10 protein-coding genes are annotated in these 23,590 nt (G+C 39.1%); all 10 read left to right on the forward strand.

All coding sequences use genetic code 11. The features are described 5' to 3' along the window. Positions 1–33: 33 nt before the first annotated feature. The 10 genes from AC4CUY_RS06415 to AC4CUY_RS06460 all read left to right on the forward strand — a co-directional run bounded on the left by AC4CUY_RS06415 (position 34) and on the right by AC4CUY_RS06460 (position 23,552). Positions 34–1,149 carry a beta-ketoacyl-ACP synthase III gene (locus tag AC4CUY_RS06415; protein WP_004721819.1) on the forward strand — a complete coding sequence of 372 codons (1,116 nt, stop codon included), beginning with the start codon at positions 34–36 and terminating at the stop codon, positions 1,147–1,149. Between the two features lie 188 nt (positions 1,150–1,337). Continuing rightward, on the forward strand, positions 1,338–2,120 hold the full coding sequence (locus tag AC4CUY_RS06420; protein ID WP_336954532.1) for a lysophospholipid acyltransferase family protein: 783 nt from the start codon (positions 1,338–1,340) through the stop codon (positions 2,118–2,120). A 29-nt stretch (positions 2,121–2,149) separates the two neighbouring features. After that, on the forward strand, positions 2,150–2,674 hold the full coding sequence (locus AC4CUY_RS06425; RefSeq protein WP_419328839.1) for a hypothetical protein: 525 nt from the start codon (positions 2,150–2,152) through the stop codon (positions 2,672–2,674). A gap of 59 nt (positions 2,675–2,733) precedes the next feature. Continuing rightward, the gene (locus AC4CUY_RS06430) at positions 2,734–3,132 is read left to right on the forward strand and encodes a GFA family protein (RefSeq protein ID WP_419328840.1); all 399 of its coding nucleotides are present in this window, start codon (positions 2,734–2,736) and stop codon (positions 3,130–3,132) included. Positions 3,133–3,330: 198 nt separating this feature from the next. Continuing rightward, entirely contained in the window at positions 3,331–5,751 is a 2,421-nt protein-coding gene (gene blp2 / locus AC4CUY_RS06435; protein ID WP_490773831.1) for an Ig-like repeat protein Blp2, read from the forward strand. A 110-nt stretch (positions 5,752–5,861) separates the two neighbouring features. Continuing rightward, positions 5,862–11,024 (forward strand): anti-phage protein ProA, encoded by a 5,163-nt coding sequence (proA, locus tag AC4CUY_RS06440; RefSeq protein ID WP_490773832.1) that lies wholly within the window; start codon positions 5,862–5,864, stop codon positions 11,022–11,024. 226 nt (positions 11,025–11,250) lie between these two features. After that, complete coding sequence (locus AC4CUY_RS06445; RefSeq protein ID WP_490773833.1) at positions 11,251–20,043, forward strand: MBG domain-containing protein; 8,793 nt, start codon at positions 11,251–11,253, stop codon at positions 20,041–20,043. A 3-nt stretch (positions 20,044–20,046) separates the two neighbouring features. Further along, the gene (locus tag AC4CUY_RS06450) at positions 20,047–21,732 is read left to right on the forward strand and encodes a ShlB/FhaC/HecB family hemolysin secretion/activation protein (RefSeq protein WP_419360328.1); all 1,686 of its coding nucleotides are present in this window, start codon (positions 20,047–20,049) and stop codon (positions 21,730–21,732) included. Positions 21,733–22,221: 489 nt separating this feature from the next. After that, on the forward strand, positions 22,222–22,974 hold the full coding sequence (gene hutC / locus AC4CUY_RS06455) for a histidine utilization transcriptional repressor HutC (RefSeq protein WP_004721807.1): 753 nt from the start codon (positions 22,222–22,224) through the stop codon (positions 22,972–22,974). Beyond that, positions 22,971–23,552 carry a HutD/Ves family protein gene (locus tag AC4CUY_RS06460; protein WP_419328846.1) on the forward strand — a complete coding sequence of 194 codons (582 nt, stop codon included), beginning with the start codon at positions 22,971–22,973 and terminating at the stop codon, positions 23,550–23,552. The genes hutC and AC4CUY_RS06460 overlap by 4 nt, the downstream gene beginning before the upstream one ends. Positions 23,553–23,590 lie beyond the last annotated feature (38 nt).

Genomic DNA, 23,590 nt, shown 5'->3' on the forward strand with positions numbered 1-23,590 from the left:
TGAAATATTTGTGAATTTAAAAAGGAGTTTTACATGGGCATCCGTATTACAGGTACAGGTTTGTACCATCCTGAAGAAGTGATTACCAATGAAGAATTGGTGGATTGTTTAAATGCTTATGTGGAACAATTTAACAGTGAAAATGCTGAAAAAATTGAAGCGGGTGAAGTTGTTGCCCGTCGTGGTTCAAGTGCAGAATTTATTGAAAAAGCATCAGGTGTAAAGCGTCGTTATGTGATTGAAAAATCAGGTGTCCTAGACATTAATCGTTTACGTCCTCGTTTAGAAGAACGTTCAGATGAAGAGCTTTCAATCCAAGCTGAGTGGGGCGTGATTGCGGCAAAACAAGCGATGGAAAATGCAGGCGTAACTGCAGAAGACATTGATGTGGTGATTTTAGCTTGTTCAAATTTACAACGTGCTTATCCTGCTGTTGCAATTGAAATTCAAACTGCATTGGGGATTCAGGGCTATGCCTACGACATGAATGTGGCGTGTTCAGCTGCTACATTTGGTTTGAAACAAGCCTACGATGCTGTAAAAACGGGTGCACGTCGTGTGTTATTGGTCAATGTGGAAATTACCTCAGGCCATACTGACTATCGTTCACGTGACTGCCATTTTATTTTTGGCGATGTTGCAACAGCTTCAATTATTGAAGAAACGGATAGCAAAACAGGGTTTGAAATCGTAGATACCCATTTGTTTACCCAATTCTCCAATAACATCCGAAATAATTTTGGTTTCTTAAATGGTTCAGAATTAACTTCTCGTGATGATAAGCAATTTCGTCAAGATGGTCGCAAAGTATTTAAAGAAGTGTGTCCATTGGTTGCGAAAATTATTTCCACACAATTGGAAAAGAACAGTATTCAACCTGAAAATGTAAAACGTTTTTGGCTACATCAAGCCAATGCCAATATGAATGAATTAATTTTAAAACTCATTGTCGGCAAAGAAGTTGCAGAAGCAGATCCTGATTTGGTACCAATCATTTTAGATGAGTTTGCCAATACGTCTTCAGCAGGTGTGATCATTGCATTACATCGTAGTGCGGATCAGGTGAATGATGGTGAATATGGTGTGCTATGTTCATTTGGTGCAGGTTATTCTGTGGGTTCAATTCTTGTACAAAAGCACGTTGCTTAAATCATAATTTTATAAAATCTCCCCCCCTTGCGTCGCTAAAAGCATAGTTCAGCTACTTTGAAAAGAAGGGGGGATTATCCAAAATTTAACTTATTTTATTTGTTCAAAGCTCTTCCCTGAAAAAGGAGCAGTCATACACTTAATGGTAAGATCAAAAAATGTTGAAAAGTATTTTGTAGAGATACAACATGACTGAAAAAACCTTGAAAATACGCCACAACGCTAAACTAATTCGATTAATAAGCAGCTTACAGCGCTTTTACTTTCGTCCAACATTTTTAGGTACTGAAAATTTAGTACCGAATAAACCAGCCATGTATGTCGGTAATCACACCATCTATGGTGTTTTAGATTCTCCGATTCTGATTGATTATTTATTTACAGAGCATAAAATCGCTGTGGTTAGTTTAGCTGATCATATCCATTTTCATATTCCGATTTGGAAAGAGGTAGTTAAACGTGTCGGTGGGGTTGATGGCGTACAAGAATATGCCAAAGAAGCGATGCGACAAGGCTATTCGATTTTGGTTTTTCCAGGAGGTGGTCGAGAAGTTATTAAACGCAAAGGTGAAGCTTATCAATTGATCTGGAAGCAACGCTTTGGTTTCTTAAAGTTGGCTCAGGAATTTGGTTATGAAATAGCTCCTTTTGTGGCTTTAGGTGGTGATGAAGTTTTTGATTTGGCTTTCGATGTAAATATTCTGCTCAAACAAAAATGGTTTAATAAAATATTATCAAATCCCAAAATAGGTTCATTGCTTAGACAGGGTGAGGTTATTCCTTCGATTCCAAAGCATATTATTCCAAAGCGGATTCCTTTCTATTTCAAATTTATGCCACGGTTATCTATTGAACAGATTGGGAGCATGGATGATATGATTGTATTTCGTGATCAATTGCAAGCGAGTATTTATACTGAAATTGAGGCCTTAAAGTCCTATCGAGCAGATGATCTAGAACAAAAAACTTAGAACAAAAAACAATCTTTGAGAGCGCAATAATGTTTGAACTGCAAACCAATTTTAAACAGATACTTCAGCTATTAAATCCGCGAACTCAACCCATTCAAAGTACTGTGACTTTTCTTTCAGATCCTCATTATCTTGAATTTTTACAACAGTGTGGCGATACTGAAATTACCCCTGATATTGATTTATTTGGCTATGAAACTGCGATAAAGGAAAACCAGTATTTCGCAGAGCATGTGGAAAAATTATCCCAACAACTATGGAAAATTGGTCGTACAGGGCAAGGTGATGAATGGTTTTTAGATCGCAATAGTTTTGATATTTTATTCTATAATCATGATTTAGGCATGGATTTAGATGAGAGTTTAAAGCATGATCAGTTCCAGTCAATGCAAGTCAACTTTTTCCAATTTTTACAATTTGCTTTACTTCTGCAAGCAATGGATCAGCACTTGGATAAAAAACCATTGTCTACGATTGGATTGGAGCAATTTCAAGATACTGTAAATCGTATCCATCCTGAACTTTTTTCACATTATCCATTTGATTATTTATAAGTTATAAGTGTTAAAATTGCTCGATAAAATGTGTTTACTCACAATATAAAGGAATAAAAATGTATACAGCTTCTTGTCTTTGTGGTGGTATTCAACTGAAAATTCATAGTGAAATCCCTCAAATATTTGTTTGTCATTGTCAGCAATGCCAAAAAGCTCAAGGCACTGCATTTGTGGCGATTGCTCCTATTCAGACTCAAGATTTAGAGATTGTTCAAGGACAGGCACTATTTCAAGAATATTATGCCACTGAAAATAAAAAACGAACGTTCTGTAAAAGATGTGCATCCCCATTATTTAGTGCGCGTCTAGACTTACCAGAAGTAGTTAGATTACGTGTAGGTATTGTAAATGAGCCTGTTCAAGGCAAGATTGTTTCACATGCATTTACCGATAACAAAGCTGCTTGGTTTGAAATTTTGGATACTGCACCACAATTTGTCCAAGCGATTTGCTAAATAGTGAAGTTATATTTCAAAAGTAAGAATGCTGGATATTTATTGTTTAAATAAGATTTTGTGCGCTATCTTACTTTTTTAAGTATCTGAATTTTATATTTTTATAAATAATTCAGAAATTAGTTTAAGTCGTTTGTATATATAAATACCTTCTGTATAATTTTCAAAAAATACATTTTAAATCAATAGAAGGTATAAATGACAAGAATAGTCGTCGCTGCAAAACAAGACAAAATATTACTACAGGATTCTCAAGCAAAAACAGTCAGTTTAAATCAACCTGCTATTATTCAAATTGGTGTCACACAACAAGATGTGAAAACACTAGAGCGATTAGGTGATAAGCTGATTATTAGTTTAAATAATGGTGAGCAAATTGTTTTAGAGGGATTTTTTCAAACCAATGCAACTACAACCCATTCTTTAACTTTCCCTAAAGCGGATGGAAGTTTCTCACTTGCTCACTTTGATGATAATGGAAACTTTACAGACTATAGCGGTTTGCAAAAACTTGAGACTTTACTCTATGAAGGTGCCAATACTGCGGGTGTTCAACAAATCTCTGCTTATGAAGATTCAACACCTGAGTTTTCATTTTCAAATTTATTTTCTTCAAGCGCAGTGAAAGCAGGTGTCGGTCTTGCTTCTGCAATTGGTTTAGGTTTGGCATTGATTGATGATGGTAGAAGTAATCAATCAAAGGGGGTTACTGATATTATTGCACCGAAAACGCCGACTGCAACATTAAATTCAGAAGGTACTGAAATTAAGGGTACGGCTGAAGCGGGTGCGACTATTTATGTAATTGATAAAAACCAGAAAGTGATTGCTACAGCAGTGGTAGATAAAGATGGAAATTATTCATTGACACTGCCGGAGGCTTTGCTGAACAATAATACTTATTATATCAATGCAAAAGACAAAGCTGGAAATGCTTCAACCTATACCTCTGTTGTGGGTACTAAAGATACTATTGCACCCAATGAGCCTCAGGGGCAGTTAAATGAGCAAGGAAATATTGTTACTGGTAAAGCAGAAGCGAATGCCATAATTAATGTGTATGATCCAGCGGGTCAACTGATTGGTACTGCAAAAGCCAATGCACAGGGACAATTTTCTGTTGCTATTTCTCCTGCTTTAACCACAGGCCAGATTGGTACAGTCGAAGCGATTGATGCATCTGGTAATAAATCAGAAAAACATAATATTGAAGTCGGTAAAGATACTATAGCACCTGATCAACCTAAGTTTGATGTATTTAAAGATGGAACTTCAATACATGGAACCGCAGAAGTAAATGCTAAAGTGATCATTCAAGATTCAACAGGTACGGTGATTGCAACAGGTGTTGTAGACGCCAATGGCAAATTCAATATCACCATTTCTCCTGCTTTAGATGCAAGCAAGACTGGCAAAATTATAATTGAAGATGCTGCAGGAAATAAGTCGAGTGCTGTAGAAATTAAAGCTGGACAAGATGTTTTAGCACCAGATAAACCCGTGGCCAATTTAAATGCTGAAGGAACTGTGATCACGGGTACCGCTGAAGCAAATTCCAAAATTTCAGTTTATGACAGTGCAAATAAATTATTAGGCACAGCAACAACAGATGCAAACGGAAATTATTCTGTCACACTTTCAACAGCGTTGACTGAAGCAAAAGTCGGCAGTGTATATGCAACAGATGCAGCTGGAAATCAGTCAGCGCTTAGCTCTGTAACAGGTACCAAAGATGTAACCGCGCCTGCTAGTCCGAAAATCACAGATGTGGTTGATGATGTTGGGACAACTGTAGGTTCTGTTGCTGCAAATGGGACTACAGATGACAAGCGGCCTGTGATTTCAGGAACAGGAGAAGTTGGAGCAACTTTAATTATTTATGACAATAATCAGGCGGTAGGAAAGGTCACAGTTGGTGCAGATAGTAAATGGTCATTTAGTTTTGCTTATGATTTAACTCTGGGAAGTCACAGTATTACCACTGTACAAACGGATAAAGCAGGGAATACCAGTTTAGTAAGTGATGCACGAACATTTACTGTAATAGAAATCGCCACAAAAATGGCAGTTTTTGATGAAACGTCAGCTTTTCATGCTGATTTAGCTGATTCGAATATTGATTCAGTTAAAAGTGCTGATGCGATTGGGTCAGGTGTTTTAAATTCTGAGCCAGAAAGTAGCGCTCAAGTATTAGGGCAATCGACACCAATAGAAAATCAATTTTCGCAGCTCCATTCAAATGTTTCAGATTTAGATCATACTGCTATAGCTGGCAGTTCAGCTATTCTCAGTACAAGCATAGCGACTGTACTGCAAGATGCGCTTGAGAATAACAAAGTTGAAGATATCAAGGTTGACAATACCAATTCTCATGACAGCACGGCCATGTCAGTCGATGAATTGTTGGTAAATACTTCTGTCAATGATTTAACTACAAATCAAATTGATGACGTGCTTGCTCGAACAATTGATCAAAGCACTACAGCCATTGTCGATGATGCTAAAAGTACTGCATTGGTTGCTTTCAATAAAGTCGAAAATCTATCAGCGCAAGATATAGCGGTAATGCAATCTGATATGATCAAAGACTTGTTTGACCCACAATTACTAACCTTTTGATTGAAAATAAGCAGATCAGCACCTACGGGTGCTTTTTTATTGAAATGAATTTGGTATAAAGTAAAAAGATTGTATTCAAAATCAAAAAAAATTCTAGGATTAAAATTTTTATGTCAGATGCTGTTGAACAAAATCAATTCCAAATCTCTATCGATGCTAGCGCAAGTTTAAATTTTGTCTTTCAGCAGAATGCTATCCCTTTAATTCGCAGTATTTCTTTAACTAGTAGTAAGTTACTTCCTATGAGTAAGCTTATTATTCAAGCGAATCCTGAGTTTATTCAAAGTACAGAAATCCATATCGGGATGTTGGATGAACAACAAAGTACCCAAATCAATAATCCTAAACTGAATTTTGATATTCATTTTTTATTAAATTTATCTGAAAATATAAAAGTAAGTATAAGCTTTAAGTGGTTGAGTTTAGAAGATAATTTATTGGCAGAGCATCAACAAGAAATTCAAGTTCTAACTGTCGATACTTGGGGTGGAGAAAAACAACCGCTTGAACTATTGGCATGTTTTTCACAACCTAATGCTGCTTCGTTAGTACCTATTTTAAAACGTGCCAGTGAAGTACTGTTTGAAAAGAATCTTGGCAGTTTAAATGGTTATTCAGATAAAAATCCTGAACATGTTTTACAGCAAGTCAATGCGATTTGGCAGGCATTAAATGAACAGGATTTACGCTATATTGTAAATCCTGCAAGTTATATTCAACAAGGGCAACGGATTCGCTTTGCCAAACAAATTTTAGAAGAAAAAATGGCATGTTGCCTAGACAGTACGATGTTGCTCAGTTCATTGCTGGAACAAATCGGACTTGATCCGATTGTTATGTTGATTCAGGGGCACAGCTTTTTGGGAATTTGGCTACATGAAACACCACTCGTCGACATTTTGATTGATGATCTGCAAACATTACGTAAATGTATGGAACTCGGTGCAATTACGTTTATTGAAACCACACTGCTGACCTCAAAAAATAGTTTAAAGCAAGCGATAGAATCTGCTCAGGGCTTTTTACAAGTACCTGAAAAAACTGAACAGTTTTATGTTGCAATTGATATTCGACAAAGTCGTTTACGTGGAGTACGTCCGATTTCTTTGCAGTTGGATGTCAGAAAAAATCTTGATGATAATGAGATTACTTGGACACAAGCCTCATTGCCTGAGTATGCTAGTTATGATGAAAGTGAAAATGTTGCAACCCGCGTACAGCGTTGGCTAAGGCGTTTATTGGATTTAAGTTTAAGAAATAAATTATTAAACTTTAAAGATAATCGCCTAAGTATTCCCTTGCAATATTCTGAGAAAACCTTAGCCTCTTTGGAAGATGCTTTAGCAGAAAATAAAGGGTTTTTCTTCCATAGTATTGAGCATATTTCTTTAAAAAATATGACACGTGAGAATGAAGCTGATCATGTACAACACTATATTGATGAAAATTTGCATCGACAGCTATTATTTAGTGGTCTAGATAGTGAAACCTTAAATAAACGCTTGGTTGAAGTTTATCGGGCTTCACGGACGGCATTAGAGGAAGGTGGAGCAAATACATTATTTTTAGCCATTGGATTTTTGCAATGGAAAGAGTCAGAGAAAGCTCAAAGAAGCTTTAAAGCACCATTATTATTGATTCCTGTAAGAATGACGCGCGAATCTGCTAAGTCTGGTTATCGGTTATGGATGTATGATGATGAGCCACGCTTTAATTCAACTTTATTGCAGTTATTAAGACAAGACTTTGAAATGGAAATGAATGGCTTAGATCCATTGCCAACAGATGAATCTGGTGTGGATGTGAATGCTGTATTACAAATTGTACGCCGTGCGGTGGTCAATATGCGAGGATGGGAAGTCACTGCTGAAGCAGCAATTGGTCAGTTCTCATTTTCAAAATATTTGATGTGGCGTGATCTATCTTTACGTATGCAACAGCTGAAAGAACATGCTGTGGTCAATCATCTGATTGAAACACCACGGGAACCATTTAAAAAACAAGAGGCTTTTCCACATCCAGTCGAACTCGATAAAAACTATCAACCTCAGCAATTATTCACGCCCTTGTCGTCTGACTCCTCGCAACTTGCTGCGGTAATGTCAGCTGCATTGGGACGAACATTTGTACTTTCTGGACCGCCAGGTACGGGTAAATCTCAAACGATTACCAATATGGTGGCGCAATGTTTAGCAGATGGAAAATCAGTATTATTTGTTTCAGAAAAAATGGCGGCCTTAGATGTGGTTTACCGTCGTTTAAACCAGATTGGATTAGGCGATTTATGTCTACAATTACATTCTGCAAAAGCGCAAAAAATAGAAGTTTTAGATCAACTTCGTGAACGTGCCGAAAATAACAATAATCCTTATGTTGTTCAGCAAAAGCAAACCCAGCAAGCGTGGCAATTGCTTTCTCAGCAACTGGTGGAAAGCCGCGATGAGTTAAATCAGCATGTGCATATTTTACATCAACAGCATCCGATTGGTTGGAGTTTATTTGATGCCATGAGTGATGAGCTGCTACATCGGGATATAGACAACTTACGATTTGAACTTAACATTCAGCAGTTAACTGAACAATCTCGCAACCAGTTAAAAGCGCTCAGTACAAAAGCATTTTTACAATATCAACAAATTTCCCCATCCTCTTTTGAGATACTTAAGGGATTTGCAGAGGGAAGCCCACAGAATATTTGGAATTTGTTATGGCAAGATCAGTACCAACAACAACAACAACGTTTAGCTGAACTGGTTCCACAGTTGCATTTTTCAGTACAAGCTTGGCAAGAGTGTTGCCAATTTCCCCGTGCGGAAAATCTACAGCAACTACAAAAAGATCTCGATATTTATCAGACATTGCTTAATTTTGCTCAGCAGCATGATTTGAAATTATTAAAAATTGTTGATGCGATAGATATACGACAAATTTCTGAAGCAAAAGCGATTTGCACAGAAATACAGCAAAACCGTACACGCTTAATTTTTAATTATGATGCGTCTATTTACCAAGCTGAATTAAAACAAATCGAATTTAAATGGCGTGAAGCTGTTGCCAAATTTTGGCCTTGGTCTTGGTTTGGAAAATACCAGCTGAGAAATTTAATTCGGAGTTATCAGACGGAGAAACAACGTCCATCAACGATGGTGGTTGAAAATGACTTGCCAATCCTGATCAATATTCAAAATTATCAGCAGCAATTCCAGAGCATTGAAAATCAGCTGAAAGACCGTTTGGAATCTTATTGGCAAGCTGAAAAGACAGATTGGGTACAGTTTGAAAATATTTCGATCGCATGGACGCAACTGAAACAACAACTCTCAGAACGTATGAGTCAAATTTCAGTGATTCAGCAGGCAGTGAGTTTTGCAAGTCAGCACGATTTGGGGAAAATCACCCAATATGTAGATGAATTAAAAAAAATATATAGCCAGTTTTTAAGCGATCAACAGCTTCAAACTGAACACTTAGAAGGCTATTCAATGATCACTTTTGCTGAACTTATTGCACGTCAACGGCAATTACAAACTGTGATAAGTGAGTGGCGCCATTGGCTAAATTGGCAAGGTTTAAAAACTGAACTTAAACAACAGGGTTTAGCAAGTTTCAGCGAGTTTTTACAACATCAGCCATCCGAAGCAAACGTGCAATATGCTGCTCAAAAGTTAAGACAAGAATATGTGATATTGTTAATTGATATTAATCTTGCTCGGCAATGGATTATTCAGCAGTTTAGTCAACATCCTGAGCTCAACCAGTTTAATGGTGAATTGCAGCAGCAAAAAATTCAGAAATTTTCGCAGCAGGATCGGGAACATCAACAGTTTGCCAGTGAGGAAATTACCCGTCGTTGGTATAAAATCTTTGAAAACCCTAAAATGTTTAAAAAACAATGGGCTTTACTCAATAAAGAGTTGGGCAAAAAGCGTCGGCATATACCCGTACGTGAATTAATTAAGCAAATTCCCGATGTGATTACAGGTTTAAAACCGTGTATGTTAATGAGTCCACTTTCAGTCGCTCAATATCTAGATCCTGAGTCTAAGTTTGATGTGGTGATCTTCGATGAGGCATCACAGATTCCTGTTTGGGATGCGATAGGTGCTTTGGCTCGGGGCAAACAATCGATTGTTGTGGGTGATAATAAACAAATGCCACCAACCAGTTTCTTTGGAAAAGGCGATTCTGAAGCGATCGATGAGGATGTTACCGAAGATTTGGAAAGTATTCTGGATGAATGCTTGGCTGCACAATTGCCAGAATTGGTGCTCAATTGGCATTATCGTAGTCGTTATGAAAGCTTAATTCAGTTTAGTAATCAAAAATATTATAAGGGTGAATTATTGACGTTCCCGGCACCTGTGGCTCGGGATAGTGCAATTCAATTACACCCAGTTCAAGGGGTTTATGATAAAGGTGATACCCGTACCAATAAGGCAGAGGCACAAGCGATTGTGCAATTTATTATCCAGCATTTAACGACTCAACTCACGGCAGAGGTTAAACAAACAGTTGGTGTGGTGACATTTAATATTACCCAGCAAAAACTGATTGAAGATTTGTTAGACAATGAATTGGCAAATTATCCCGAGTTAGAGCAATTAAGCCGAGAGGGTTTCGAGCCATTATTTGTGAAGAACTTGGAAAATGTACAAGGTGATGAAAGAGATCTGATTATATTCTCAATCACTTATGCTGCAGATCAAAACGGTAAATTGTTGATGAATTTTGGTGCTTTAAATCGTCAAGGTGGACAGCGCCGTTTAAATGTTGCGATTACTCGTGCACGTCAGGGTTTGCATGTTTTTTCTACACTTCGTCCAGAACAGATTGATCTCTCGCGAACCAGTAGTGAAGGTGTACGGGATTTAAAAGATTTCCTTAGCTTTGCACAAACTGGGCAGATGGCTTATTACGCACAGTCTGTTGGAAAAGAAAAATCTAAAGATGAGCTGATGTTGTATTTGCAAACTCAATTAGAGCAGTTAGGTTGGAAAGTAGACTTAGCTGTGGGGAGTGGAGAAGGTCGGATTGATCTTGCAATTCAAGATCCTAAAATTGTAGGGCAGTATTTAACGGGCATCCTTGTAGATGGTGATGATTATGCCAAGGCTGCAACCGCACGAGATCGTGATCAACTGCGCCCAACAGTTTTAAAAGGTTTAGGTTGGCATATATTACAATTATGGACTGTAGAGTGGTGGCTTGATCCAAGAGGAAATCTTGAAAAGTTACATCGTCAATTAGAATCTTTGGTCAATAAAATGTCTTAATTGTTTTTAGTAGGTGTTTGTGAAATCGGATTTTATAGTGCTTGTTTGGCTTAAATTTGATGCATAGTGCTTTCCAATAAACGCTGAATAATTTCATTCAGCGTTTTTATTTTTATCTAAAACGTGAACTTATACATATAAAATACCCAATTTCAGGTATATCTCTATATTCCCCCATTTGATCTAATGATTGATATTTGATCAAAATGTGGATTTGGGGATTATCATGAACAAAATTTATAAAGTTATTTGGAATTCACAACTTAGGTGCTGGCAAGCAGTTTCAGAATTGGCAAAAAATCATAATACTTCACAAAGTACTGTAGACCATAAAAACGCACTGAAGGGCGGTGTTCATAAAGCATCAGGGATAAATTTAATCCGATTGGCTTTTTTGGGGCTGGCTTTATTGCCGTTATCGATTTATGCCGCAATTTCTAATACTGAACTGCCTACAGGCGCCAATATCACTCAAGGTTCAGCCAACATTTCCCAAAATGGCAACGTTTTAAATATTCATCAAAATAGTCAAAACCTTTCGACCAACTGGAATACTTTTAATATTGGTAAAGATGCAACGGTTAATTTTAATCAACAAAACCAGTCATCTATAGCCATTAATCGGGTTTTGGATAGCAATACATCGCAGATTATGGGGCGTTTAAATGCCAATGGGCAGGTGTTTTTACTCAATCCAAATGGTGTGGTTTTTTCTAAGACAGCTCAAGTGAATGTTGGTGGTTTGGTTGCTTCAACTTTAAGTTTGAACGATGCGGATATTCAAAATGGAAAATATACTTTAAAAGCCAATGCCAATAGCACAGCAACGATAGAAAATAACGGTAGTATTCAAACTTTATCAGGTGGAACTGTTGCGCTGATTGCGCCCAATGTTAAAAATACCGGCTCTATTGTGACACCGAATGGCGTTACTCATCTCACTGCTGCCAGTCAAGTCACTCTTGCTTTACAGGATGGTTCACTGACCCAGTACCAAGTTGATCAAGGGGTATTAAAAGGCTTGGTGGACAATGGTGGTGCAATTCTTGCCGACAATGGCGCTGTATATTTAACTGCAAAAGCCAAAGACAGTTTAAGTAAAGCCGTGGTCAATCATAGTGGGATTATTGAAGCGAATCGCTTAAGCCAAAATGCCAAAGGTGAAATCATTTTGTTAGGTGATATGCAAAATGGTGAAACAAATGTCAGTGGCCTGCTTAAAGCTGAAGGGAAAAATGGTCAAGATGGTGGGTTTATTGAAACTTCAGCAGCCAAAGTAAAGATTAATAATAATACGATAGTGTCCTCTCATTCTGAGGGCGGGAAAATCGGAAACTGGTTGATCGACCCTACCGATTTCAGTATTAATTCAGGTAATGCATCGGCAAGTAGTAGCGGCATAGGCGCAACCACTTTAGCAAGCAGTCTTGCAACCAGTAATGTCATATTGCTAACTAGCTCTACGGGTAACCAAAAGGGTGATATCAATGTGAATGCTGATGTGACTTGGGGGAGTGCGACCAGCCTGACTTTAAATGCACAAAATGACATCAACATTAATGCCAACATCACAGCGACCAATAACAGTGGCAAACTTAATTTGATATATGGACAAAATACAGCCAATACCAATGCTAATTACTATATTAACACTGGCGCAAAAATAAACTTAAAGGCTGGGCAGAATTTTAGTACCCAAAAAGGAACGGCTGCTACCATTAACTATCAAGTCATTACGGCTTTGGGCGCACAGGGTTCGACTACAAGTCAAGATTTACAAGGGATCAACGGTAACCTGAGTGGTAATTATGTGTTGGGTGCAGACATAGATGCCAGTAGTACATGGCAGTGGAATGGCTATACCGGATTCGACCCAATTGGCTTTTATAATGCAACTTTAAGTCCAATGGATCTATCACAACAAGCTTTTCGTGGACGGTTTGATGGATTAGGTCATGCGATTAGTGGATTAAGTATTGACTCTATGTATCAGGGCATTGGACTGTTTGCGATTACGCATCAGAATGCACTTATACAAAATCTTGGACTGAATAATATAAGTTATTCAGGTTATGGAAAAACAGGTGGGATCGTGGGGCTTAATCTTGGCACGATTAATAATGTTTATGTCAATGCTGGCTTAGTCACAGGTAATACCGAGCAGTATGGCGGATTGGTGGGTTGGAACTATAATTCAGGAAATATCTTAAATTCTTATGCCAATGTGACTGTAAAAGGAAAATATTCTAATAATAATTATATTGGTGGTTTGGTTGGTTATAGTGACGGAGTTGTAAGTTCTTCTTTTGCAACAGGTGCAGTGACAGGAAATAATTATATTGGTGGTTTAGTTGGTGGAATATCAGGGCAAATCAATAACTCTTATGCAACAGGTACTGTCATCGGAAATCAATATGTTGGAGGACTGGTGGGTTTCAATGGCGGAAGTGTTGACAAAAATTATTCTTCTGGAAGTGTAACTGGGAATACTTTTGTTGGTGGTCTCGTTGGTGGTGGTAATGGTACAACCACAAATAGTTTCTGGAACACCAGTACTTCTGGAAGAACAAGCAGTGCGGGTGGTATAGGAAAAACCACAACAGAACTTCAGCAAATTTCTACTTTTGCAGGTTGGGATATTGATGATGCAGGTGGTACAGGAAAAGTCTGGCGTATTTATGAAGGAAGATCTGCACCGTTACTACGTCATTTCCTTAAACCCTTGGTTACAGAAATTGTCGCTAATTTTTCTGACAAAATTTATGATGGATCGATAGCTTCTGGAACGCTGGCTTCAGGGCTGAATTATAAAACAACTGGTAAAAATGCAGGGATTTATAGTTTAAATGATGGCTCAATCCTGATTAGTGGTGTTCCAATCGCGGCAAATATAACACAGTTTGGCGATGATGTAATTTATAAAGAAAATGGTGGATCAGGTTCATTAACAATCGCGAAAAGAGATTTAAATATTAATGGCTTGAGCGTTGCTGACAAAGTCTATGATACATCAAAAGTAGCAACATTATCGGGTACTGCTGGAGTGACAGTGCTGTCAGGTGATTCAGTGACACTTTCGGGTATTGGATTTGGATCATTTACTGATAAAAATGTGGGCAATAATAAAAATGTGATTGTGTCGGGTTATACGCTGACTGGAACAGATGCTTTAAATTACAACTTGCTGCAGCCGACAAATCTTAAAGCCAGTATAACGCCTGCAGTTTTAACCATTAATGGAATAAGTGTTGCAGATAAAACGTATGATGGCTTGTTCAATGCGACCTTAAATGGTACTGCTTCAATCAATCCATTTGCTGGAGATTTTGTTGGATTGACTGGTAGTGGTATAGGTACATTTACAGATAAGAATGCAGGAATCCGATCTGTGATCGTAACAGGCTATAACTTAACAGGTGCGGATGCAGGAAATTATACTTTTAGTCAGCCTATAGGTTCAAGTGCCACAATTCACAAAGCACAAGCCATTGTAAAGGCCAATAGTTTAAATACGGTTTATAACGGTAAAGATCAAACGGCTGCTGGCTTTAGTGCAACAGGCTTGGTCAATGGCGAAACTACAACTGTATTGTCAGGCGTAACTGCAACAGTGACTGCTAAAGATGCAGGCAAATACACCAACACAGTAACAGGTGCAGACAAGAACTATGATCTGACACTTATTGATGGCTCATTAGATATTGCGAAAGCGAAAGCCACCGTAACAGCCAATAGCGTATCAACCACCTATAACGGTAAAGATCAAACGGCTGTTGGCTTTAGTGCAACAGGCTTGGTCAATGGCGAAACTACAACTGTATTGTCAGGTGTTTCGGCAACTGTCACAGGTAAAGATGCCGGTAATTATGCCAATACAGCCACAGGTACAGATAAGAACTATGAGCTAAGTTTTGTTAATGGCTCTTTGGATATCGCCAAAGCTAAGGCGACAGTAACAGCCAATAGTGTAACAACGACCTATAACGGTAAAGATCAAACGGCTGCTGGTTTTAGTGCGACAGGCTTAGTCAATGGTGAAACTGAATCGGTATTGTCAGGTGTTTCAGCCACGGTGACTGCTAAAGATGCAGGTCAATATACCAATACCGCAACAGGTATAGATAAAAACTATGAGCTCAGTTTTGTTAATGGCTCATTAGATATTGCTAAAGCTAAAGCTACTGTCACCGCCAATAGCGTATCAACCGTTTATAACGGTAAAGACCAAACGGCTACTGGCTTTAGTGCGAAAGGCTTAGTCAATGGTGAAACAGAGTCAGTATTATCAGGCGTAAGCGCAACGGTGATTGCTAAAGATGCAGGCAAATACAACAACACAGTAACAGGTGTAGACAAGAACTATGATCTGACGCTTATTGATGGCTCTTTGGATATTGCTAAGGCCAAAGCCACCGTAACCGCCAATAGTTTAAATACGGTTTATAACGGTAAAGATCAAACAGCTGCTGGTTTTAGTGCAACAGGCTTGGTCAATGGTGAAACTACAAGTGTATTGTCAGGTGTTTCAGCAACGGTGACTGCCAAAGATGCAGGCAAATACAACAACACAGTAATAGGTGTAGACAAGAACTATGATCTGACGCTTATTGATGGCTTATTAGATATTGCTAAAGCTAAAGCGACAGTAACAGCCAATAGCGTATCAACCACCTATAATGGTAAAGATCAAACGGCTATTGGCTTTAGTGCAACAGGCTTAGTCAATGGTGAAACTACAAGTGTATTGTCAGGTGTTTCAGCAACGGTGACTGCCAAAGATGCAGGCAAATACAACAACACAGTAATAGGTGTAGACAAGAACTATGATCTGATGCTTATTGATGGCTCATTAGATATTGCCAAAGCCAAAGCCACAGTAACTGCCAATAGCGTATCTACCACCTATAATGGTAAAGATCAAACTGCTGCTGGTTTTACTGCGATAGGCTTGGTCAATGGGGAAACCGAATCGGTATTGTCAGGTGTTTCAGCCACGGTGACTGCTAAAGATGCTGGCAAATACACTAATAGCGCAACAGGTCTAGACAAGAACTACGAGCTAAGCTTTGTTGATGGCTCATTGGATATCGCTAAGGCTAAAGCCTCTGTTACGGCTAATAGCGTATCAACTACCTATAACGGTAAAGATCAAACAGCTGCTGGCTTTAGTGCAACAGGCTTGGTCAATGGTGAAACTACAACTGTATTGTCAAGTGTTTCGGCAACTGTCACAGGCAAAGATGTAGGCAAATACACCAACACAGTAACAGGTGTAGATAAGAACTATGATCTGACGCTTATTGATGGCTCATTAGATATTGCTAAAGCTAAAGCCACTGTTACTGCCAATAGCGTATCAACCACCTATAATGGTAAAGATCAAACGGCTACTGGTTTTAGTGCAACAGGTTTGGTCAATGGTGAAACTGAATCAGTTTTATCAGGTGTTTCAGCCACGGTGACTGCTAAAGATGCTGGCAAATACACTAATAGCGCAACAGGTCTAGACAAGAACTACGAGCTAAGCTTTGTTGATGGCTCATTAGATATTGCCAAAGCGAAAGCCAATGTCACCGCCAATAGCGTATCAACCACCTATAATGGTAAAGATCAAACTGCTACTGGTTTTACTGCAACAGGTTTGGTCAATGGTGAAACTGAATCAGTTTTATCAGGTGTTTCAGCCACGGTGACTGCTAAAGATGCAGGTCAATATACCAATACTGCAACAGGTCTAGATAAGAACTATGAGCTAAGCTTTGTTGATGGCTCATTAGATATTGCCAAAGCGAAAGCTACAGTAACTGCCAATAGCGTATCGACTACCTATAATGGTAAAGATCAAACAGCTGTTGGCTTTAGTGCAACAGGCTTGGTCAACGGTGAAACTGAATCAGTACTCTCAGGTGTTTCAGCAACGGTGACTGCTAAAGATGCTGGCAAATATACCAATACTGCAACAGGTCTAGACAAGAACTATGAGTTAAGTTTTATTGATGGTTCTTTGGATATCGCCAAAGCTAAAGCCACTGTCACCGCCAATAGTTTAAATACGGTTTATAACGGTAAAGAGCAAACAGCTGTTGGTTTTAGTGCGACAGGCTTAGTCAATGGTGAAACTGAATCGGTATTGTCAGGTGTTTCAGCAACGGTGACTGCTAAAGATGCAGGTCAATATACCAATACTGCAACAGGTCTAGATAAGAACTATGAGCTAAGCTTTGTTGATGGCTCATTAGATATTGCGAAAGCCAAAGCCACCGTAACTGCCAATAGCGTATCGACTACCTATAACGGTAAAGATCAAACGGCTGCTGGCTTTAGCGCTTCTGGTTTAGTCAATGGTGAAACTGAATCAATTTTATCAGGTGTTTCAGCCACGGTGACTGCTAAAGATGCTGGCAAATACACTAATAGCGCAACAGGTCTAGACAAGAACTACGAGCTAAGCTTTGTTGATGGCTCATTAGATATTGCCAAAGCGAAAGCTACAGTAACTGCCAATAGCGTATCGACTACCTATAATGGTAAAGATCAAACAGCTGTTGGCTTTAGTGCGACAGGTTTGGTCAATGGTGAAACTGAATCAGTCTTATCAGGTGTTTCAGCAACAGTGACTGCCAAAGATGCAGGTCAATACACCAATAGCGCAACGGGTCTAGATAAAAACTACGAGTTAAGTTTTGTTGATGGCTCATTAGACATTGCCAAAGCTAAAGCCACTGTCACCGCCAATAGTTTAAATACGGTTTATAACGGTAAAGATCAAACAGCTGTTGGCTTTACTGCAACAGGCTTGGTCAATGGGGAAGATACATCGGTACTCTCAGGTGTTTCAGCAACGGTGACTGCTAAAGATGCAGGTCAATACACCAATAGCGCAACGGGTCTAGACAAGAACTACGAGTTAAGTTTTGTTGATGGCTCATTAGACATTGCCAAAGGTAAAGCCACTGTCACCGCCAATAGTTTAAATACGGTTTATAACGGTAAAGATCAAACAGCTGTTGGCTTTACTGCAACAGGCTTGGTCAATGGGGAAGATACATCGGTACTCTCAGGTGTTTCAGCAACGGTGACTGCTAAAGATGCAGGTCAATACACCAATAGCGCAACGGGTCTAGACAAGAACTACGAGTTAAGTTTTGTTGATGGTTCATTGGATATCACCAAAGCCAAAGCTACTGTCACCGCCAATAGTTTAAATACGGTTTATAACGGCAAAGATCAAACAGCTGCTGGCTTTAGTGCAACAGGTTTGGTCAACGGTGAAACTGAATCGGTATTATCAGGTGTTTCAGCAACTGTCACAGGTAAAGATGCAGGTAGTTATGCCAATACAGCCACAGGTCTAGATAAGAACTATGATCTTAGTTTTATTGATGGCTCATTAGATATTGCTAAGGCTAAAGCCACTGTGATCGCCAATAGTGTATCAACTACTTATAATGGTAAAGATCAAACAGCTACTGGCTTTACTGCAACAGGCTTGGTCAATGGTGAAACTGAATCAGTACTCTCAGGTGTTTCAGCTACTGTGACTGCTAAAGATGCAGGTCAATATACCAATAGTGCAACGGGTCTAGACAAAAACTATGAACTAAGCTTTGTTGATGGCTCTTTGGATATCACCAAAGCTAAAGCCACTGTCACCGCCAATAGTTTAAATACGGTTTATAGCGGTAAAGATCAAACAGCTGCTGGTTTTAGTGCGACAGGTTTGGTCAATGGTGAAACAGAATCGGTATTGTCAGGTGTAACTGCAACGGTTACCGGCAAAGATGCTGGCCAATACACCAATAGTGCAACGGGTCTAGACAAGAACTACGAGTTAAGTTTTGTTGATGGTTCATTAGATATCGCCAAAGCCAAAGCTACTGTGACCGCCAATAGCTTAAATACAGTCTATAACGGTAAAGACCAAACGGCTATTGGTTTTAGTGCAACAGGTTTGGTCAATGGTGAAACTGAATCGGTCTTATCAGGTGTTTCAGCAACGGTGACTGCTAAAGATGCTGGCAAATACACCAATACTGCAACAGGTCTCGACAAGAACTATGATCTTAGTTTTATTGATGGCTCATTAGATATTGCTAAAGCTAAAGCCACTGTGACCGCCAATAGTGTATCAACCACCTATAACGGTAAAGATCAAACTGCTGCTGGTTTTAGTGCTTCTGGTTTAGTCAATGGAGAGACAGAATCTGTATTATCTGGTGTAAGCGCAACGGTTACCGGCAAAGATGCTGGCAAATACGCCAATACTGCAACGGGTGCAGACAAAAACTATGAGCTAACTTTTGTTAATGGTGCATTGGATATTGCGAAAGCTAAAATTAACCAAGTGACAGACATTAGCGCCAATAATCGTATTTATGATGCAACCACCAACGCAACATTAAATACTGGATCAGCACAATTCACTGGTATGGTTGCAGGCGATGAATTGAAAGTTGCAACAGCAACTGGACAATTCGGTGATAAAAATGTGGGTATAGCAAAACAAGTCTCGATTCAGGGTGTCAGTTTAAGTGGTGCAGATGCACACAACTACGAGTTGGTGAATAACACTGCACAAACTACGGCAGATATTCGCCAAGCCAATATTCAAAACATTGCTGGAATTACGGCCAACAATCGTACTTATAATGGATTAACTGCCGCTGAACTTAATCTCAGCAACGCACAATTCAACGGGATCTACGCTGGGGATAATTTAAACGTTGCAACAGCAATAGGACAATTTGACAGTGCAACCTCAGGGCAAGCAAAAAATGTATCGATTACAGCTTTAAGTCTAGGTGGCTTAGATGCTCAAAACTACAAACTTGTGGATACCACCGCTGTGACCACAGCTGATATTTATCTGTTAACCCCTGCAGCGTATTTACAAGCCATACAATTCAAACGACCGCGTTATTTGCCTGAAACCAATAACGTCTTAAATACAGTTGATTTAGATGTACGCCAAGGTGGAGTTAACACTGCAGGTATTCAAATTTTGGCAGGGGAGCACTAATTGATGAAACAACAACACAATATTTTGGCAACATCTGTGGCTGCTTGTCTGATGCTTTTGACCAGCAGTAACCATGCAGCGCCAGCACCTAATGCGGGTCAACTGCTACAACAACAGCAACAAGGACAAAGCCTTGAACCACAGGCTGCTGTTCAGATAGAAAGTTCAGCAAGCAATAACGTACCTAACTCACCTGATATCCAAATTCCTGTACGCAAAATTGAAATCACTGGAAATAGTCGTTTTAGCACAGCGCAATTGCATCACTTAGTGGCGGATGCCGAAGGTAAACAATTGAGTCTTCAGCAACTTTGGCAAGTAGCCCAAAAGATTACCACTTACTACCAGCAACAGGGCTATGCCTATAGTCGGGCTTATCTGCCTCAGCAGAATCTAAGTCAGGGTGTAGTACGTATCAATGTACTCGAAGCGTATTATGATCAAACCCAGATTGATAATCAAAGTCGAACGCAAAACTGGCTAATTGAACAAACCGTTGCACCACTTAAACAAGGTGAGCGGATCAACAGTGACCAGATGCAACAACAACTCAAACTGCTCAATCGTTTAAATGGGGTCAATACCCGAAATGTTTTGACCCCTGGTGCAACAGTCGGAAGTAGCCAACTCAATGTTGAAGTACAAAATGCAGGCATGTTGAATGGTTATATTGGCGCAGATAACTTTGGTAATCGTTATACCAGTCAAGTGCGTGGAACCGCTGGAATTTCTGCCAACAACCTTGCAGGCTTAGGCGATGAACTGAGTTTAGATGTAATGACTGCAGGCAAACGCATGAACTACGGGCGCGTGGGTTATGCATTTACCTTTACAGGAATGGGTACTCGGGCAGGCGCAAGTTATTCTTATCTAGATTATGAACTTGGAAAAGAGCTAAAAAACATTGGCGCAGAAGGGAGTGCTGCACAAAGTAGCGTATTCATTAGCCAACCTGCCTTACTGACCAATAATGCAGAAGTCCTTCTCAGCTTACAATATGATCATAAACAACTGAAAGATGATATTCAGCTCAATCAATATTACAAACATCGAAATATTGACGTGGTGACTGCCCGACTGGATGGCTCGCAGTTCGATCAATTCTTGGGTGGAGGCTTAACCCAATATGGTGCCTCAACCAGTTATGGTCGTGTGAAATTTAAAAACGATGATGCCGCTGCTTTAGATGCGCAAACAGCGAAGACAGCTGGAGACTACTATACAGCTACATTGAATCTGTCACGCTTACAAAACCTAAGCAATAAGGGCACGCAAGGCTATTTGGGAGTTTATGGACAATACAGTCCTTATAATCTAGACAGTGCAGAGCAATATCTAGGTGGTGGTCCATTTAATGTTCGTGGTTATGAATCGAGTCAATTTGCAGGCTCTACAGGTTATTTGGCCACGGCAGAACTGAGACAAAGTTTATTTGCCGATGCAAAGCATCAGCTAACAGGGAAAGTATTTATCGATACAGCAGAAGTCACGTTAAATGCTAAGCGTTGGGCAGGTGTGACAGGCGATAATCAAGTTCAAATCAGTAGTGCAGGTTTAGGTTTGAACTGGACGAGTGCGTGGAATATTCAAGCCAATGCAGAAGTTGCCTTTCCAATTGGAAATACGCCAGAGCAGTTGCAAGACCGTGATAATCACCAGTACTGGTTGAGTTTAAGAAAGACTTTCTAATTTGATTGAATAAATAAGGAGGCTTTTGTCTTCTTATTTATGTCGCCACGCGATAGCAACACGCTGTATGGTTAAACTCAATTTATTTGAGTAACGAAAAACTCCCTCCTTCAAAAAAGGTGAGAAGTATTCACTTCGCAAGGGGGAGGATTCAAACAATCTGAGTAAAAACTTAGCAAAAGGGATTTAAAAATCTAGCTGATGAGATTAAAACTTACACAGCCACACTTTACATTTAAAGTTTAAATTCTTTTGCGTAGACGAAGTCAAACCTTGCGCTGCAAACAAAGCCGATTAATATTCGTTGGGTGACCGCTACACCATCTATGATTAAATGATGTAAAAGCAAAATGATTAAATGGATATAAGTTGGAATGCCATTGATGAGTAATGGATATTTTTATCATGATTATTTGTATAGGCTTGTATATACAAATAACATCGACTCAAGATACAATGAGTTAGAATATTTTGTATGAGTTTTAGCCAATGTCAAGAGCGTCAAAGCACAATGATCTAGACTTATCTCTAGAAGAAGATAGTCCTGTTCCTTTGTATTTGCGCGTGAAGCAAATGATTTCACAAAAAATTTATGAAGGAACATGGACTGTAAATAAAAAAATTCCTTCAGAAAGTGAGTTGGTGAATTTACTGGGTTGTAGTCGTATGACGGTCAATCGGGCATTGCGCGAACTGACCAGTGAAGGTTTATTGGTGCGTATACAAGGTGTTGGCTCTTTTGTCGCTGAAGGGCAAGGTCGTACAGCATTATTTCATGTGAATAATATTGCAGAAGAAATTATTGCGAGAAATCATAAACATCATGCTGAAGTATTGGTACTTGAACAAATTCAAGCCAATGAAGAACAAAGTCGATTAATGCAAATTCGAGAAGGACAACGACTATTTCACTCGATCATTGTGCATTATGAAAATGATGTGCCTGTGCAGATCGAAGATCGTTTAGTTGATCCCGTACTGATTCCAGATTATTTGGCACAAGATTTTAAAACTATCACGCCTAATGCCTATTTAATGTCAAAAGCACCTGTTACTGAAGGTGAGCATGTGGTTACTGCTATTCTTGCTTCAGCACAAGAATGTAAATGGCTAAAAATCAATAAAACAGAGCCTTGTTTATTGATCCGCCGTAGAACATGGTCCAATAAACAACTGATCTCCAGTGCAAGACTGATTTATCCTGGCAGTCGCTATTATTTGGAAGGTAAATTTACCCAATGATTGAGCTTTTAAAAGCCAGCCATTACAAAAAAATGCGATGGAAAAATGGGAAAGGCTATACGCTTGAAATCGCCCGTAGTGTCGGTGAAAGCTTAGTTGAGTTTGATTGGCGGATTTCGATGGCCGATGTGAAAACATCGAGTGATTTTTCCAAGTTTAATGGGATGAATCGCTTTTTGACGGTATTGGAAGGTCAAGGTCTTTCACTGCGTATAGATGATGATTTTAAGTATTTAAAAACATTGCAGTCCGTCGAGTTTCGTGGAGACAGCGTGGTCAGTTGTGAATTGCTGGCAGGGTACATTCGCGATTTTAATTTGATTTTTAATCCAAAAAAGTTTGATGCGCAGTATCAGTGGATTTTCTCTCCAGAAGCCTTAGAAATACCCATATTATCTGACGTGATGTTTGTTTTTAATCAGAGTGTTGAGGTGTTAGTTATCGAAATTGGTCAACAGATTTTTCATTTGGAACATCAGGACAGTCTTAAACTCGAAGATGAAAAATCATTAAAGACAATCATTTTAAATCAGCAATTTTTAAAGCAAACTTGTCTAATACAACTCACAAAAATCTAAATTTTATTGATTCTACTTAAACGCATACAACCTTAAGT

Source organism: Acinetobacter sp. 778_lipA, assembly GCF_058242985.1.

Bases quoted from the DNA above. Each gene is read 5' to 3' on its own strand.
- AC4CUY_RS06415 (WP_004721819.1), top strand. From the start codon at position 34: ATGGGCATCCGTATTACAGGTACAGGTTTGTACCATCCTGAAGAAGTG.
- AC4CUY_RS06420 (WP_336954532.1), top strand. From the start codon at position 1,338: ATGACTGAAAAAACCTTGAAAATACGCCACAACGCTAAACTAATTCGA.
- AC4CUY_RS06425 (WP_419328839.1), top strand. From the start codon at position 2,150: ATGTTTGAACTGCAAACCAATTTTAAACAGATACTTCAGCTATTAAAT.
- AC4CUY_RS06430 (WP_419328840.1), top strand. From the start codon at position 2,734: ATGTATACAGCTTCTTGTCTTTGTGGTGGTATTCAACTGAAAATTCAT.
- blp2 (WP_490773831.1), top strand. From the start codon at position 3,331: ATGACAAGAATAGTCGTCGCTGCAAAACAAGACAAAATATTACTACAG.
- proA (WP_490773832.1), top strand. From the start codon at position 5,862: ATGTCAGATGCTGTTGAACAAAATCAATTCCAAATCTCTATCGATGCT.
- AC4CUY_RS06445 (WP_490773833.1), top strand. From the start codon at position 11,251: ATGAACAAAATTTATAAAGTTATTTGGAATTCACAACTTAGGTGCTGG.
- AC4CUY_RS06450 (WP_419360328.1), top strand. From the start codon at position 20,047: ATGAAACAACAACACAATATTTTGGCAACATCTGTGGCTGCTTGTCTG.
- hutC (WP_004721807.1), top strand. From the start codon at position 22,222: ATGTCAAGAGCGTCAAAGCACAATGATCTAGACTTATCTCTAGAAGAA.
- AC4CUY_RS06460 (WP_419328846.1), top strand. From the start codon at position 22,971: ATGATTGAGCTTTTAAAAGCCAGCCATTACAAAAAAATGCGATGGAAA.